Genomic DNA, 14,848 nt, shown 5'->3' with positions numbered 1-14,848 from the left:
CAATCTGCTCGACCAGCGCCAGTTTAAAAGTCAGCGAGTAATCGCGCTGTGTCCGTTTCACACCTTGTCCCATCGGGCTCTCCGTTTATGTGGGGGAAAGGTGTAAACCATATTCAGGACGGGACAGCACATACAAAAGAGCCGCCAGATTGCCTCCGGCGGCTTTTTTTTTGGCGCCTCCCCTCGAAGGAGGAGGAGCAGGGAAAGGGTCATCAGCGCCTTGTGTGGGTTAGCTGAAAAGCGGCATCACCCGCCACAGTCGCCTTATTCCAGTACAATCCCTGTTTTGCTTATAACCATGGCGCAGCAGTCGGCCCATGGTGCAGACCCAGCTTCCAGACCCGGCCAAAGTGCTTGTAGTGACCGGCCGCAACACCCGCCTTCTCACCCATGCCGTGGTAAAGATCCAGGTGCCCCTTCTTTACGGCGCCACCCACATCCAGCGCAATCAAGAGCCGCAGCTGGTGCTTGCCAGTCCAGTTGCCGGCCTTGTCGAGCAAAGGCACTTCCGCCAGGATGGGGGTGCCCATCGGCAGCAAACTCTTGTCGGCCGCAACGGCCGCCAGCGGCAACAGCGGAATACCGGCGGCACCAATCACGTCATTGGTGGGGCGACGCTCGAAGAAGACATAAGAGGGATTCTGCTCAACCAGCTCCTTGACGCTCTCCTCCGGTTGGGCGTTGGCCCAATCCTTGATGGCCTTCATCGACATCTTCTCTTTGGGTACCTCGCCCCGGTCGATCAGCACCCGGCCTATGCTCACATAGCCGTGACCGTTCTTGCCGCTGTAACCCAGGTATTGCAACCGATCGTCATCCCCATAATGCACAAAGCCCGAGCCCTGCACATCCATCAGGAAGTTGTCGATAAGAGACTTGCTGTAGCCCAGCTCCAGCCCACGGTTGGCCAACGCCCCCCGATGGATATCGGCCCGGCTTGGGCAGCGGCCACCACATTTTGGCATGGCATAGATGGGGTACTTGTACTTGGCATCCGGGCGATGGCGCACCTCCAGCACCGGCGAGTAGTAACCGGTGAACAGCACGTTGCCCATGCGATCGGCGCCGCCAAGCTGGGCCAGGCTGATGCCGTACTGGGTGATATGGGCCGGATTGCCACCATTGGCGACCCAGCGGGAGAGCTGATGATAGAGCTCGCCATAACGGCGGGTCATCTTGCCGGAACGCTCCAGCACCAGCCGGCTCTGGGGGCCGAACTTGCTGAAATCAGAACGCTGACGGCTGTTGATGCGCTCTACCCGCACCAGATCGCCCGGCAGGGCACCGTCCAGATACTGCTTGCCCAGGTTTTCCGGCACCTCGCAGTTGAGAAAACATCCGGCATCGGGTTTCTTTTTGGGCACCTGCACCTGCTCAGGATTGCCCGCACAACCGGCCAGCCCCAGCACGGCAGCGGTCAGCCAGTACGCGTGTTTGTTCATATGTCCTCATATAACACCAAGCCTCATGCTTGGCGGGGAAGATGCCAAATTTGCTGGGGGAAAGCAAACGCCTTCACCCCCTTGGCGACGGATTTCTCCAAAGGGGATCTTCTGGGTTATAACAAGGTAACAAGGTGTGAGAGGCCATGGATGGAACAGCTCGAGATCTTCCCGCTACAGAGCCCCTGTATCGGGGTATGCGAAGTGAACAACAAGGGCTACTGCAAGGGCTGCCTGCGCAATCGGGAGGAGCGTTTCAACTGGCTCACCATGACACAAACCCAGCAGCAGGAGGTGATGCGTCTTTGCCGTGGCCGCAAGGCACGGGTTGAGGCCGCGCGCCGCAAGGCACAGGAGGCCGAGCAAGCCAACCAGCCAGTGCAGTCCGGCTGGGATTTTTAACTTGCCCACGGACTGGCTCTCTTCTTCCGCTTGTTTACCCCCATCAGAAACAGACAAGGCGACCCGCAGGTCGCCTTGTCATTTACACCCTTGACGTTGTCAGGTCGTCGCCAGCTTGGCCTGCTCTTCGCCGCGCTTGAGCATGGCATAGCCAACCCCCGTCACCAGGGAACCGGCGGCGATTGCCAGTATGTACATGAACACATGGCTGATGGCGTTCGGAATGAAGAGCACGAACAGACCACCGTGAGGCGCAACCAGCTCGCAGCCGAACAACATGGAGAGCGCGCCAGTCAGGGCGCCACCCGCCATGCAGGCCGGGATGACGCGCATCGGATCCTTGGCGGCAAACGGAATGGCCCCCTCGGAGATGAAGCACAGACCCAGTACGAAGGAGGCCTTGCCTGCTTCCTGCTCCGTCTTGATGAACTTGGCGCGCGCCAGGAAGGTGGCGATCCCCATCCCCAGTGCCGGTACCATGCCGGCGGCCATCACGGCAGCCATGGGGGCATAGGTTTTGGAGGCGAGCAAGCCGACACCGAAGGCGTAGGCTGCTTTGTTGACCGGACCACCCATGTCGAAGCACATCATGGCGCCTATGATGACACCCAGCAGCACTGCGTTGGCAGAGCCCATGTTGTTGAGGAACTCTGTCATGGCACTCATGATACCCGCAACCGGACCACCCACCACGTAGATCATCACCAGACCGGTAAACAGGCTGGCAAACAGCGGGATGATGAGGATGGGCTTGAGCGCTTCCAGGGTCACCGGCAGGCGCACCTTGTCGCTCAGGTACTTGGCACTGTAACCGGCCAGGAAACCGGCGACGATACCGCCGAGGAAACCGGCGCCCAGGGAGCTTGCCAGCATACCGCCAATCATGCCTGGCGCCAGACCCGGACGGTCGGCGATGGAGTAGGCAATGTAACCGGCCAGCACAGGGATCATCAGGGCGAAGGCTGAGGCACCACCGATCGTCATCAAGGCGGCGGCCAGGCTGCCTTCCACCTTGAACGCTTCGATACCAAAGATGAAGGAGATGGCAATGATGAGACCACCGGCCACCACCATGGGCAGCATGAAGGAGACACCGGTCAGCAGATGCTTGTAGGGGCCCGCCTTCTCCTCCTTCTTGGGCTGACTGGCGCCGCTGTGGCGATAGACCTTGGCTTCCAGCCACGCCTTGTCGAGCTCGGCGCGGGTCTTCTTCAGCGCAGCACCGGTACTGGTGCGATACACCTGCTTGCCATCGAAACGAGTCATGTCCACTTCGATGTCGGTGGCGAGGAACACCAGATCGGCGGCGGCGATTTCATCTGCGGTCAGGGCATTCTGGGCACCGACCGATCCTTGAGTCTCGACGCGGATCTGGTAACCCAGCTGCTTGGCCATGGTCTCGAGCGCTTCCGCCGACATGAAGGTGTGGGCCACCCCGGTCGGACAGGCGGTGACTGCGACTATGCGTTTGGCCGAGGCCGGCTGGGCGGCGGCGACCGGCGCAGCCTGATGATGATAGACACTGGCACCACTGGCGGCGGCGTCAAGCACGGCGGCCGGATCCTGCAAGGCAAGATCCATGCTCCCCTGATAGAGACGCTTGCCGTCGTAGGCGGCGAGATCCACGGGGGCACTCGCCACCACCAGGATCAGATCAGCGGCGGCTATCTGCTCTTTTGAGGGGATCTGGCGCGGTTGTACGCTGGAGCCAACATCGAGTGTGAGCTCCCAACCCGCCAGTTTGGCCTGTTGTTCTATCCGTTTCGCAACGAGAAAGCTGGTGGCAATGCCCGCCGGGCAAGCCGTGACCAAGATTGCTTTCATTGGGCATCTCCTGAGTTTTCCATTGAAGGGGAATGGGTATTGAGTTGAGCAGGGGCAAGGTCATCCAGACGTTGCACACGCACCTGCTCGAGTAAGGGTGTCAACACGTTCATATCGCTAAAACCGACTGCCACCTGGCTGACGGCCAGCGCCGAAACGGCGGTGGCCAGACGCAAGGTCTGCTCCGGCGCCCAGCCGAGACTGAGGCCATGGGCCAGCCCCGCCACCAGGGAGTCACCAGCACCGACGGTACTGACGACCTGCATACGGGGTGGTATGGCCTGCCAGGTGGCATCCGGACCAAACCAGACGAGGCCATCGGCACCGTTGGAGATGACCACATGGGGGATCCCGCTGGCCTGCAATTCACGGGCACAGGCAACCTGCTCGCTCAGGGTCTTGATGGGACGACCGGCCCACTGGCTCAGCTCTTCCAGATTGGGCTTGATCAGGGTCGGTGCAGCCTTGATGCCCTCTTTCAGAGCCACGCCGCTGCAATCGAAGATCACCTGCTTGCCTTTGGCCTTGAGCAAGGTAATGAGGCGGGCGCAATAATCAGGTGCCACCCCTTTGGGCAGACTGCCAGCCAGCACAAACCAGTCTGCCTGTGGTGCCAACTCGTCAATCGCGGCCTCAAGGGTCTTCACTTCACACTCGTCAATGATGAGTCCCGGCAAGTTGAGGTCGGTGACCCTGCCAGATTGCTCGGAGATCTTGACGTTGATGCGGGTGTTGCCCGCCACGCGCACGAAGTGATCATCCAGGGCTCGCTCGGCAAACAGCGAGACGAAGCTCTGCTGATTGTCAGCGCCGAGCCAGCCGGTCAGCCCGACGTCACGGCCCAGATCTTTGAGCACCATGGCAACGTTGATCCCCTTGCCTGCGGCGCGCAAATTGGCTTCGCTCACCAGGTTCACCTCGCCAAGGGCCATGGCGCCCAGGCGGGTGGTGAGATCCAGCGCCGGGTTGAGGGTGATGGTGATGATATCCATCAGTGCGCCCCCTCACCCAGGCCTGCGGCGATGGCGGCGCCAATGCCCTTGAGGGCAGCTTCGGCATCCGCCCCTTCTGCGCGAAATGCCAGGCGATGACCGCACTTGACCCCAAGGCCGATCACCTTCATCAGGCTCTTGGCGGAGACGGCCTCACCGCTGCCATCGAGGTTGGCAACACGAATATCGGATTCGAACTCCTTGGCCACCTTGACCAGCATGGCGCCCGGACGGGCGTGCAAGCCATGGGGGTTGATGATGGTGAAGGTATCAGACAGACCGCTCGCCGGCCCTGCTTGCAACATTGCAAGGCCCTCGGCGCCAGCCAGCGTCGCAAGTTGGCCTGCGGCGGCCAGCTTGGCCAGATTGTCCAGCTGCGGCAGATGGCTCGCATCGGCGGCACAGAGCAGCAGCAAGGCACTGACCGGCAGTTCACCCACGGTGAGTGCGCTACTCGGGGTTGCCAGCACCCAGCCGGTCTGGGCCGCTTGCGTACGGGCCAGCCAGACACCCTCCCCCAGATAGGCAGGGTCACTTGCCAGCAGAGAGCTGACCATGGCGGCCTCCCCCCAACCGGCGGATTTGGCGCGAGCGGCAGCCCCCAGCAGCAGCTGGTCGCGATCATCGGCCGGGAAGTCGGCCAGGGGCAGGAACTGCACTTCTTTCGCCGCACTGGCACCGGTCAGAATATTGATGATGGTGTCGGCATCTGTGGCATTTTTCAGCGCAGCTGCCGCCTGCTCGTCACCCAGCACATGGGTAAGCTGGCGCAAAATGCCCAGATGCTCGTCGGATTTGGCGGCAATGCCGATGGCCACATAGGCGATCTGCCCCTCGTCCCATTCGATCCCCTTGGGGAACTGGGCAACCATGACACCCGTACTCTTGACCAGATGGCGGGTATCCGTGGTGCCGTGGGGAATGGCGATGCCGCTGCCAAGGTAGGTGGCGTGCTGCGCTTCCCGCGCCAGCATGCCGTCCACATAACCCGCTTCCACCAGACCGGTCTCGGTCAGTTTGCTTGCCAGCAGAGCGATGGCATCCGCCTTGGTCGCCACCGACTGCCCCAGCAAAATCTGCTGCTGTGCCAACTTCAACATAGATATTCTCCATCAGGTTCCGGGCTGGCCGTGCGGCTCACCGGATCAATACAATTGAAAATTCGGGTAATTTGCCTGCTGACAATAGACCGGATTGCATCCCGCCGGAGCGATATCGCATTTTTATACCCGGACATCGATTGCCTGCTGACAAGCTGAATCGTTTCACTTACACTCAGACTGAATCGTTTCAGCCATTTGATCAAGTACCCGCAAAGAGTGCTTTTCAATGATATGATCCCGCGCACACTTTTCGGTGCCCTCACCTGGCAGTGACCGTGGGCCTTGCAACTCAAACAGAGCCGATATGATGAAACTGGATGAAATCGCCGCCCTCGCCGGTGTCTCGCGCACCACGGCCAGCTATGTGATCAATGGCAAGGCCGATCAATACCGCATCAGTCAGGCAACCCGTGACAAAGTGATGGCGGTGGTGACCGCCCACAACTACCAGCCTGACAGCCGCGCCGCCTCCCTGCGCGGCGGCCAGACCAAGACCCTCGGCTTTATCCTGCCCGACCTCGAGAACGCCAGTTATGCCAAACTCGCCAAGCGCCTCGAACAGGGGGCCCGAGCCCAGGGTTATCAGCTGCTGATCGTCTGCTCGGAAGATGAACCCGCCACCGAGAAAGAACTGGCCGAGATGCTGGCCAGTCGCCATGTGGATGCCCTGCTGGTGGCCAGTTGCCTGCCGCCGGACGACTCCTTCTATCCGCGCCAGCAGGCGCGCGGCATCCATGTGCTCGCCATCGACCGGGCCATGGCCGCCGACAAGTTCGTGACCGTCGCCAGTGAAAACCAGAAGGCGAGCTTTGATCTCACCGCCTCCCTGCTCACACCGGCGCTCAAGCACATCGCCTTGATCACCGCGCTGCCAGCACTCACGATCAGTCAGGAACGAAAAGCGGGCTTCGAGCAGGCTGTCGCCAGCCACACCACAGCCCGTCACCTGTGCGAAGGAGCACATTTCTCCCGCGTCGAGGGCTATCGCCTGATCAAGGGACTTCACCAGCAACTCGGCCAGCTGCCCGAAGCGCTGGTTACCACCTCCTACATATTGATGGAGGGGGTGCTGGATTATTTGCTGGAACAAGAGACCGACATGAGCCAGCTCGCCATGGCCACCTTCGGCGACGATCGCCTGCTCGATTTCCTCCCCTTTGGCATCAACTCCCTGCCCCAGCAACACGATGCACTGGCCAGCCAGGCGCTGGAGCTCGCCCTCAAGGCCATCAATGGCGAGTACCAATGCGGGCTGCACTACGTAAGCCGGACCCTCAAGCGTCGTCGCTAAGCAGCCCCCTCACTCGCTGGCGGCGACCGCCATCTTCGCCAGCGCGTTTTTCCTCCATTGGCTTGCCAGCCCTTTTCACTCCCCGGCACATAGTTCTGTCATCTTTTATTTCCACCTATTGCGCCCTTTCAGTACAAAATCCGACTTTACAGGCTTGTTTCCACTATTTTGATCCGTTAACTTGGCAACCAACTTTTACAACCAACGGGTTTTCGTAACGATGCGTCCACTCCGATATTGCTAGCCTCCGGTTTCAAGCCCGGAGGCGTCTTGATGACACCGCCACTTTCACTCTTTATGAACACGCAGTTTCTCGATCCGGATGGACACAATGAACACCAAAACCCTGGGTTGTACCCTGTTGATTGCCGGCACCACCATAGGCGCAGGCATGCTGGCCCTGCCGCTGGCCTCCTCATCTCTGGGTGGCCCCGCCACTTTGCTGCTGATGATAGGGCTCTGGGTCCTGATGGCCTTCACCGCCATGTTGCAGGTGGAAGCCAGCCTCAACACCGGCAAGTGGTACCTGCACCAGCTGGCGGATCACCTGCTCGGCCCCTGGGGCAAGGGCATCGCCTCTTTTTGTATCCTGATGCTGTTTTACTCCCTGGCCTCCGCCTACATCAGTGGCGGCAGCAGCCTGCTGGCCCAGGCGCTGGCCGATGCGGGCATGACCATTAGCCAGGAGCAGGCGGCCTGGGCCTTTACCTTGCTGTTCGGTGGCATGGTCTGCGTCGGTACCCGCTCGGTGGATTACCTCAATCGACTGATGTTTGCCGTCAAACTGGTGATCATGGTGGCGGTACTGGGGCTGCTGCTGCCCCGTGCAGAAGGGCAGCACCTGCTCTCCCTGCCGCTCGGCCAGGGGTTGCTGCTGGCAGGCTTGCCCGTCATCTTCACCTCGTTTGGTTTTCACGGCTCCATCCCGAGCGTCATGCTCTATCTGGGGGATTGCCCCAAGCAGCTGCGCCGGGTCTTTGTCTGGGGCTCCGCCCTGCCGCTCATTCTCTACGTGCTGTGGCAAGTGGCCATTTTGGGGCTGCTCGGTCAGCAGACCCTGATCCAGAGCGGCGGGGCGCTCGACAGCCTCCTGGCAAGCGTCGGCAATCTGGTGAGCTGGCCTGCGTTTAATCAGGCGATGCATCTGTTTGCCGATCTGGCGTTGGCGACCTCTTTCCTCGGCGTGACCCTTGGGCTGTTTGATTTCATGGCCAAAGTGACTCGTCGCAAGGACAACTGGCAGGGCCGCAGCCAGACCGGGCTTATCACCTTCGTGCCGCCCCTGTTGTTTGCCCTCTACTTCCCGCAAGGCTTCATCATGGCGCTGGGCTACGCCGCCATTGCACTGGCGGTTCTGGCGGTACTGCTGCCGGTCACCCTGGTGTGGCAGAGCCGCAAGCAGGCAGAGGCGCACCACTACCGCGCCCCGGGTGGAGTACTGGCCCTGGGCCTTGCCGGTGCCATGGGGGTGCTGATCGTCGGCGTACAGGTGAGTGTCAGCCTGGGATTACTGCCAGCTCTGTAACCCTCGCCCCATGATGGATAACGAAAGCCCTGCCAACCTCCGTTGGCGGGGCTTTTTGCCAGCAGGAGTACAGTAAAACCCAATGGATGACTCCTTATCGTGGTCGGTATCACTTAGCCCCGTCATAACGCTCTCTTCAGCACATACATCGATGTACATACTCATCACTAGCCACGTAAATATGTACATATATGTACAAGTCTTCTACACTGAGTGCAGATTCACCCTTCACGCCCTCTTATCCGGCGTGAACAATACAAGGAGGAGATATGGCCGCAACAGCACAAAAAGCAATGAAAGAAGGCGCCATAGACCCCAGCAAGGCGCTGCCTGTGGTATTCCGCATCCTGGACAAGTGGCAGTGCAACACAGATGAACAACTGACACTGCTCGGCATTTCATCTCGTTCAACATTGAACAAATACAAGGAGTCAAACGGCGGGATCCGCCTCAGCGTGGATATGCAGGAGCGGATTAGCTACCTCCTCAACATCCACAAGAGCCTGAGGATGCTGTTCAGCGCCGATGACAGCATCTATGGCTGGGTACGCAAGCCCAACAGCCACCCCTTCTTTGCCGGTCGCAGCGCGATGGAGATCATGAAGGGTGGCCGGGTGGCCGATCTCTATGAAGTGGCGACCCGATTGCACGCCTGGCGCGGGGGTATGGCCTGATGCAGGAGCCGCCACTGATCCCATTCAAGGGAGAGCGGGCCTACCGGATCATTCCGAGCCGCTACCCCACTATCTGTGTCTATGAAGATGTGGCCAACGCGGACGAACTGGAGGCGGTATGGGCCATGGAGGCACTGACCAACGACAGGTTGCGGGAGGAGGCGGGAGACTTGTCTCGCGTGCCCAGGGCCGATTGGCTGGTGGGCTTGCACGGGGGCAGCTATGTGATGGCCGCCTTTACCCATGTCAATCCGGAAGGGGCCCGTTTTACCACGGGCGATTTCGGTGGCTATTACTGTGCACCTCTGCTCGATACCGCCGTCAAGGAGACGGTCTACCATCAGGAGCGGATCTTCGGCTACACCGGAGAACCAGCCCAGAAAGTGCAGATGCGGGTGCTCTGTGCCGAGTTCAGTGCCAACCTGGTCGATATCACAGGGGACGCATTTCTCTCCACCCCTCTCTATCACGCCACCAGCTATAGCCAGTCTCAAGTCTTTGCCCTGGAGCAGAAAACCCGGGGGGTGGATGGCATCCACTACCGCTCGGTGCGTCACAGCGGTCACAATTGCCATGTACTCTACCGCCCCTGTCTCATTACCCGGATCCATCAGGCCCAGCATCTGGAGTACCACTGGAATGGCAGTGCCATCGCCAATGTGCTGGAGATCAAGCTGTATGGGGAGTGATATCGAGACGAAACGGCAATAAACTGCCCGCCAGAAATGACAAAAGCCCTGCCGGATTGGCAGGGCTTTTTACATCAACCGATGCAGCGTGAGGGTGTCCCCTCACCTGCTTACTGGTTGTGGGTAGCGCGACGGGAGCGACGAGCCTGGGCCGGTTTGCCAGCAGCATCAACCGGACGCTGCGCACCTTGCGGTTTGGGCTTGCCACTGTTGCCGGTGCGAGCACCGCCAGCGTTGCCACCATTGGCAGAGCGACCGGCACCCTGACGCTGGCCTTGACCTTGCGGACGCGGCGCAGCACGGCGCGGCTCGCTCGGGTCACGAGGCTCTTTGCGCAGGGGCGCGCCGATACCACGGGCAATGTTGTCCAGGGTTTCGCGGGAGGCTTCAAAACCGGCCACCTGCTCGCACGGGATGTTCTGCTTGGTCAGACGCTCGATCGCCTTGATAAGCTTGCCTTCATCGGCAGCGACCAGGGAGATGGCATGACCGGCAGCACCGGCACGACCGGTACGGCCGATGCGGTGAACATAGTCTTCCGCCACGTTGGGCAGCTCGAAGTTGACCACTTGCGGCAACTTGTCGATGTCCAGACCGCGGGCAGCGATGTCGGTCGCCACCAGCACCTTGACGTTACCATCCTTGAAACCGGCCAGGGCACGGGTACGGGCACCCTGGCTCTTGTTGCCGTGGATGGCGGCGGCGCTGACGCCGTTCTTGTCGAGTGTCTCGGCAACACGGTTGGCCATGTGCTTGGTACGGGTGAAGACCAGTACCTGCTGCCAGTCATTGCTGGTGACCAGATGGCTAAGCAGACCTATCTTGTTGGCCTTGTCACACGGATGTACCAGCTGCTCGATACGCTCGGCCGTGCTGTTGCGCGGCGCCACTTCGATCACGGCCGGATTGTTGAGCAGGCCGGTGGCCAACTCGCGGATCTCTTCGGCGAAGGTCGCGGAGAAGAGCAGGTTCTGACGCTGCTTGGGCATCAGGGCCAGGATCTTGCGGATATCGCGGATAAAGCCCATGTCGAGCATACGATCCGCTTCGTCCAGCACCAGTATTTCGACTTCGTCGAACTTGACGGCATTCTGGTTGTAGAGGTCCATCAGGCGGCCCGGGCAGGCCACCAGCACGTCCAGACCACGGCGAGTCGCCATCATCTGCGGATTGATGCTGACGCCGCCAAACACCACATGGCTGCGCATCGGCAAATGCTTGCCGTAATTGCGCACGCTCTCGCCCACCTGGGCAGCCAGCTCACGGGTCGGGGTCAGTACCAGAGCGCGAATACGGTTCGGAGAAACCTTGCGCTTGCTCTCCATCAGACGCTGCAGCATCGGCAGGGTAAAGCCTGCGGTCTTGCCAGTCCCTGTTTGGGCCGCCGCCATCAGGTCGCGGCCAGCCAGAACGGCGGGGATCGCTTGCAGCTGAATGGGAGACGGGGTGTCGTAGCCTTGCTCGGCAACGGCACGCAACAAGGGTTCGGCCAGACCGAGGGAAGAAAAACTCATAATTACCTGCTAGGGATAGTGGCGCCGGGGATTTGTGGTGGGGCTCCTCTGCTGAGCCGATGCCATCTCACAAGAACTGGGCCTATTGAGAAAACAACGATTTCCCCGGGGAGCAGAGCAAAGGGGAAAGAATAGAGGCGCAGTCTAACGGAGTTGCTGTGGATAAACGAGAAAAATGTGATATTCATCCCAGCACAAACCCAAAAAGTGGGTCAGCGTCCTATTCAGCCCGCCCACCTCAGAACTCATTCGAATCAAGCTATGCTGGATGCCAGATAAGATGCGACCATCATCTCAGTCCCGGAACAAGGAGGTTCAGGCTCATGGCAGTTCATATCACACGCATCCACAGGGCATGGCGACCCGTTGCCCTGCTGATCATAGCGCTGGGGGCAAGTCTGCCCCTTGGCGCCAAGCCCCCTTTGACGGTCGCCTGGAATCACTGGCCCCCTTTTAGCTACATCAATCCACAAGGCACTCTGGATGGGCTGGACGTCACCCTGACCAGCCAGATCCTCAGCCAAGCGGGGCTGGAGACGCGTTTTCGCAATCTGCCCTGGGCCCGCGCCTTGCATCTCATCGAGCTGCAACAGCTGGACTTGGCCATGGGAGCACTCGATACGCCGGAGCGACGCCAGTTCGCGCGTTTCTCTGTCCCCTACCGGCGCAGCACCTTCGTGCTCTTGAGCAACAACCCCATACCGGGCCATGCCAATCCCTGGCTGCGTATCCAGAGCCTCCCCGACTTGTGCCAGCAGACAGCACTACGCCTGGGCAAGCTGCGCGGCACCCACCCCACCCAGCAGATAGAGGACTGCCCAGCCCTCAAGAGCGCCACCGAATACAACGCCGACGACAGGTTGATCGATCTGTTGCTGGCCCGCCGTCTGGACGGGGTCATCATGGAGTGGCAATACGCACGCTATCGCCTGACACAGCTGGGGGCCGAGAAGGTTATCAGCTGTCAGTTGTTGCTGCACCACCAGCCCGTCAGCCTGATGTTTGCCAAAGAGGCGGTAAGCGAGGCCGAGATAACTCGAGTCAATGAGGCCATCGCCACCCTGCCCCCGCCAAACATTCGCTTTGCCCCGCCTCCCTGTCGCTTTGGCAATCCAGAGGACGAAGCAATGCCTCGACCAGCATCTGCACAACCCCAGCCAGGCTGACAGTCCCGAAGCATTAAACGCAAACCCATAAAGAAGGCGACCCTGAGGTCGCCTTCTTGCTCTGTTTTTGACAGTGCTTCTTGATCGTGCCCCCGGATCAGCCGGGCACTCGAAAAACCGATCAGCGCAGTTGCGGCGTCTGGGTCAGCACACCCTGATTCTGGGCACGATGGCGCAGCAGGTGATCCATCAACACCAGCGCCAGCATGGCTTCGGCGATGGGCACGGCGCGAATGCCGACACAGGGATCGTGGCGACCCTTGGTGATCATCTCTATGGCTTCACCTTCGGTATTGATGGTCTTGCCCGGCACGGTAATGCTGGAAGTCGGTTTGAGTGCCATGCTCACCACGATATCCTGACCGGAAGAAATCCCCCCCAGAATGCCACCCGCATGATTGCTGGCAAAGCCGGCCGGGGTCATCTCGTCGCGATGTTCAGAGCCTTTTTGCTCCACCACCGCGAAACCGTCGCCTATCTCCACCCCTTTCACCGCATTGATGCCCATCATGGCGTGGGCGATGTCGGCATCGAGCCTGTCGAACACAGGCTCGCCGAGGCCCACAGGCACCTTGGTCGCGATGACCTGTACCTTGGCACCGACACTGTTGCCCTCTTTTTTCAGATCGCGCATGTACTGATCGAGCGCCTCCAGCTTGCCCGCATCGGGGAAGAAGAAAGGGTTCTGCTCAATTTGCGCCGCGTCAAAGCCTTCCGCCTTGATGGGGCCGAGCTGGGAGAGAAAGCCGGTGATCTCGATGCCATGCATCTGCTTGAGGTACTTCTTGGCAATGGCACCCGCCGCCACCCGCATGGCTGTCTCACGGGCGGAGGAGCGACCGCCCCCCCGATAATCCCGCTGGCCATATTTCTGGTGGTAGGTGTAATCCGCATGGCCCGGACGAAATACGTCCTTGATGTCGGAGTAATCCTTGGAGCGCTGATCGGTATTCTCGATAAGCAGCCCGATGGAGGTGCCCGTGGTCCTGCCCTCGAACACACCGGAGAGGATCTTCACCTCATCCGGCTCGCGCCGCGGCGTGGTGTAGCGGGAAGTACCCGGCTTGCGCCGATCCAGGTCTATCTGCAGATCCGCTTCGCTTATCTCGAGTCCGGGCGGGCAACCATCGACCACGGCGCCCAGCGCCAGGCCATGGCTCTCGCCAAAGGTGGTGACCCGAAAGAGTTGGCCAAAACTGTTCCCTGCCATGAGTGCTCCTGCTTAGCTCTTGTAAATCGCGAAATGATCCTGGTACTGCTCCAGTTCCGCCTTGGTCATCACGAACACGCCGTGACCACCGTTCTCGAACTCGACCCAGGTAAAGGGCACTTCCGGGAACTGGGCTTCCAGGTGGATCATGCTGTTGCCCACTTCGACCACCAGCACGCCATCATCCTTGAGGAAGTCGGCAGCATTGGCCAGCAGACGCTTGGTGAGCTTGAGGCCGTCAGAACCGGAAGCGAGCGCCAGTTCTGGCTCGTGACGAAACTCCTGTGGCAAGTCCGACATGTCTTCGGAGTCCACATAGGGCGGGTTGGAGACGATGAGATCGTATTTGTCACCCACCGGCAGATCACGCATCAGATCGGAGCGGATCGGGATGACCTGCTGCTCCAGACCGTGATCGGTGATGTTGCGCTCGGCCACGTTCAGTGCATCCACGCTGATGTCGATGGCGTCCACTTCCGCATCCGGGAATTCGTAAGCCATGATGATGGCGATGCAACCTGAACCGGTACAGAGATCCATGATCCGGGTCGGTTCATGCTTGAGGAAGGGGGCGAAGCGGTTGGCCACCATCTCGGCAATCGGTGAACGGGGAATGAGTACCCGCTCGTCCACGTAGAACTCCCAACCGGCATACCAGGCCTTGTTGGTCAGGTAGGCGGCTGGCACGCGTTCTTGCACGCGGCGAATGATGAGTTCGGCGATGCGATGACGCTCGCTGGTGGTCAGACGGGAGTGGCGCATGCCCGGATCCACGTCAGGCGGCAGATGTAGCGCGGGCAGTACCAGCTGCACGGCCTCATCCCAGGCGTTGTCGGTACCATGTCCGTAGAAGATCCCGGCGTCGTTGAAACGACTCATGGCCCAGCGCAACATGTCCTGGATGGTGTGCATCTCGGCAACCACCTCATCGATAAATATCTTGTCCAAATCCACCTCCAAGTCGAGTAATATCCGGCCCGAGCACCCACTGTATAGCGGGCAAGACGCATACCTGA

General features: G+C 60.2%; 13 protein-coding genes. 6 read left to right on the top strand and 7 right to left on the bottom strand.

The window, feature by feature from the left end; genetic code table 11:
- Positions 1–290 precede the first annotated feature (290 nt).
- Positions 291–1,442, bottom strand: a complete 1,152-nt coding sequence (mltA, locus tag GWQ27_RS07005; protein ID WP_005315504.1) for a murein transglycosylase A — start codon at positions 1,440–1,442, stop codon at positions 291–293.
- Positions 1,443–1,592: 150 nt separating this feature from the next.
- Between mltA and GWQ27_RS07000 the strand changes: the two genes are divergently transcribed.
- Complete coding sequence (locus GWQ27_RS07000) at positions 1,593–1,844, top strand: DUF1289 domain-containing protein (protein ID WP_219597286.1); 252 nt, start codon at positions 1,593–1,595, stop codon at positions 1,842–1,844.
- 99 nt (positions 1,845–1,943) lie between these two features.
- Here GWQ27_RS07000 and fruA read toward each other — a convergent pair whose 3' ends face one another.
- The 3 genes from fruA to fruB are packed head-to-tail and all read right to left on the bottom strand — an operon-like array spanning position 1,944 to position 5,760.
- The gene (gene fruA / locus GWQ27_RS06995) at positions 1,944–3,668 is read right to left on the bottom strand and encodes a PTS fructose transporter subunit IIBC (protein WP_017411671.1); all 1,725 of its coding nucleotides are present in this window, start codon (positions 3,666–3,668) and stop codon (positions 1,944–1,946) included.
- Complete coding sequence (gene pfkB, locus GWQ27_RS06990; protein WP_275906996.1) at positions 3,665–4,660, bottom strand: 1-phosphofructokinase; 996 nt, start codon at positions 4,658–4,660, stop codon at positions 3,665–3,667. Before pfkB ends, fruA begins: the two co-directional genes overlap by 4 nt.
- Positions 4,660–5,760 carry a fused PTS fructose transporter subunit IIA/HPr protein gene (gene fruB, locus GWQ27_RS06985; protein ID WP_275906995.1) on the bottom strand — a complete coding sequence of 367 codons (1,101 nt, stop codon included), beginning with the start codon at positions 5,758–5,760 and terminating at the stop codon, positions 4,660–4,662. The genes pfkB and fruB overlap by 1 nt, the downstream gene beginning before the upstream one ends.
- Positions 5,761–6,067: 307 nt before the next feature.
- Here fruB and cra point away from each other — a divergent pair, with 307 nt between their 5' ends.
- The 4 genes from cra (at position 6,068) to GWQ27_RS06965 (ending at position 9,942) form a co-directional block, all read left to right on the top strand.
- Positions 6,068–7,054 (top strand): catabolite repressor/activator, encoded by a 987-nt coding sequence (gene cra / locus GWQ27_RS06980; protein WP_275906994.1) that lies wholly within the window; start codon positions 6,068–6,070, stop codon positions 7,052–7,054.
- Positions 7,055–7,385: 331 nt separating this feature from the next.
- A complete protein-coding gene (locus GWQ27_RS06975) occupies positions 7,386–8,579 on the top strand; it encodes an aromatic amino acid transport family protein (protein ID WP_275906993.1) in 1,194 nt (397 codons plus the stop codon).
- A 269-nt stretch (positions 8,580–8,848) separates the two neighbouring features.
- Positions 8,849–9,253 (top strand): MbcA/ParS/Xre antitoxin family protein, encoded by a 405-nt coding sequence (locus GWQ27_RS06970; protein ID WP_275906992.1) that lies wholly within the window; start codon positions 8,849–8,851, stop codon positions 9,251–9,253.
- Positions 9,253–9,942 carry an RES family NAD+ phosphorylase gene (locus tag GWQ27_RS06965; RefSeq protein ID WP_021140546.1) on the top strand — a complete coding sequence of 230 codons (690 nt, stop codon included), beginning with the start codon at positions 9,253–9,255 and terminating at the stop codon, positions 9,940–9,942. Before GWQ27_RS06970 ends, GWQ27_RS06965 begins: the two co-directional genes overlap by 1 nt.
- A gap of 110 nt (positions 9,943–10,052) precedes the next feature.
- Here the strand turns inward: GWQ27_RS06965 and GWQ27_RS06960 are convergent, their stop codons facing one another.
- Complete coding sequence (locus GWQ27_RS06960) at positions 10,053–11,456, bottom strand: DEAD/DEAH box helicase (protein ID WP_275906991.1); 1,404 nt, start codon at positions 11,454–11,456, stop codon at positions 10,053–10,055.
- 323 nt (positions 11,457–11,779) lie between these two features.
- On the opposite strand from GWQ27_RS06960, the gene GWQ27_RS06955 reads away from it, so the two are divergent.
- Entirely contained in the window at positions 11,780–12,622 is an 843-nt protein-coding gene (locus GWQ27_RS06955) for a transporter substrate-binding domain-containing protein (protein ID WP_265462108.1), read from the top strand.
- Between the two features lie 121 nt (positions 12,623–12,743).
- Here the strand turns inward: GWQ27_RS06955 and aroC are convergent, their stop codons facing one another.
- Together aroC and prmB are read right to left on the bottom strand one after the other, a co-directional pair.
- A complete protein-coding gene (gene aroC, locus GWQ27_RS06950; RefSeq protein ID WP_021140549.1) occupies positions 12,744–13,832 on the bottom strand; it encodes a chorismate synthase in 1,089 nt (362 codons plus the stop codon).
- A 12-nt stretch (positions 13,833–13,844) separates the two neighbouring features.
- Complete coding sequence (gene prmB / locus GWQ27_RS06945) at positions 13,845–14,780, bottom strand: 50S ribosomal protein L3 N(5)-glutamine methyltransferase (RefSeq protein WP_275906990.1); 936 nt, start codon at positions 14,778–14,780, stop codon at positions 13,845–13,847.
- Positions 14,781–14,848: the final 68 nt, after the last annotated feature.

Source organism: Aeromonas sp. 5HA1 (genome assembly GCF_029237245.1).
In the GTDB taxonomy this organism is placed as follows: domain Bacteria; phylum Pseudomonadota; class Gammaproteobacteria; order Enterobacterales; family Aeromonadaceae; genus Aeromonas; species Aeromonas salmonicida.
This window is presented reverse-complemented; position numbering and strand designations above follow the sequence as displayed.

Bases quoted from the DNA above. Each gene is read 5' to 3' on its own strand.
- GWQ27_RS07000 (WP_219597286.1), top strand. From the start codon at position 1,593: ATGGAACAGCTCGAGATCTTCCCGCTACAGAGCCCCTGTATCGGGGTA.
- fruA (WP_017411671.1), bottom strand. From the start codon at position 3,668: ATGAAAGCAATCTTGGTCACGGCTTGCCCGGCGGGCATTGCCACCAGC.
- aroC (WP_021140549.1), bottom strand. From the start codon at position 13,832: ATGGCAGGGAACAGTTTTGGCCAACTCTTTCGGGTCACCACCTTTGGC.
- mltA (WP_005315504.1), bottom strand. From the start codon at position 1,442: ATGAACAAACACGCGTACTGGCTGACCGCTGCCGTGCTGGGGCTGGCC.
- GWQ27_RS06960 (WP_275906991.1), bottom strand. From the start codon at position 11,456: ATGAGTTTTTCTTCCCTCGGTCTGGCCGAACCCTTGTTGCGTGCCGTT.
- GWQ27_RS06975 (WP_275906993.1), top strand. From the start codon at position 7,386: ATGAACACCAAAACCCTGGGTTGTACCCTGTTGATTGCCGGCACCACC.
- pfkB (WP_275906996.1), bottom strand. From the start codon at position 4,660: ATGGATATCATCACCATCACCCTCAACCCGGCGCTGGATCTCACCACC.
- GWQ27_RS06970 (WP_275906992.1), top strand. From the start codon at position 8,849: ATGGCCGCAACAGCACAAAAAGCAATGAAAGAAGGCGCCATAGACCCC.
- cra (WP_275906994.1), top strand. From the start codon at position 6,068: ATGATGAAACTGGATGAAATCGCCGCCCTCGCCGGTGTCTCGCGCACC.
- fruB (WP_275906995.1), bottom strand. From the start codon at position 5,760: ATGTTGAAGTTGGCACAGCAGCAGATTTTGCTGGGGCAGTCGGTGGCG.
- GWQ27_RS06965 (WP_021140546.1), top strand. From the start codon at position 9,253: ATGCAGGAGCCGCCACTGATCCCATTCAAGGGAGAGCGGGCCTACCGG.
- GWQ27_RS06955 (WP_265462108.1), top strand. From the start codon at position 11,780: ATGGCAGTTCATATCACACGCATCCACAGGGCATGGCGACCCGTTGCC.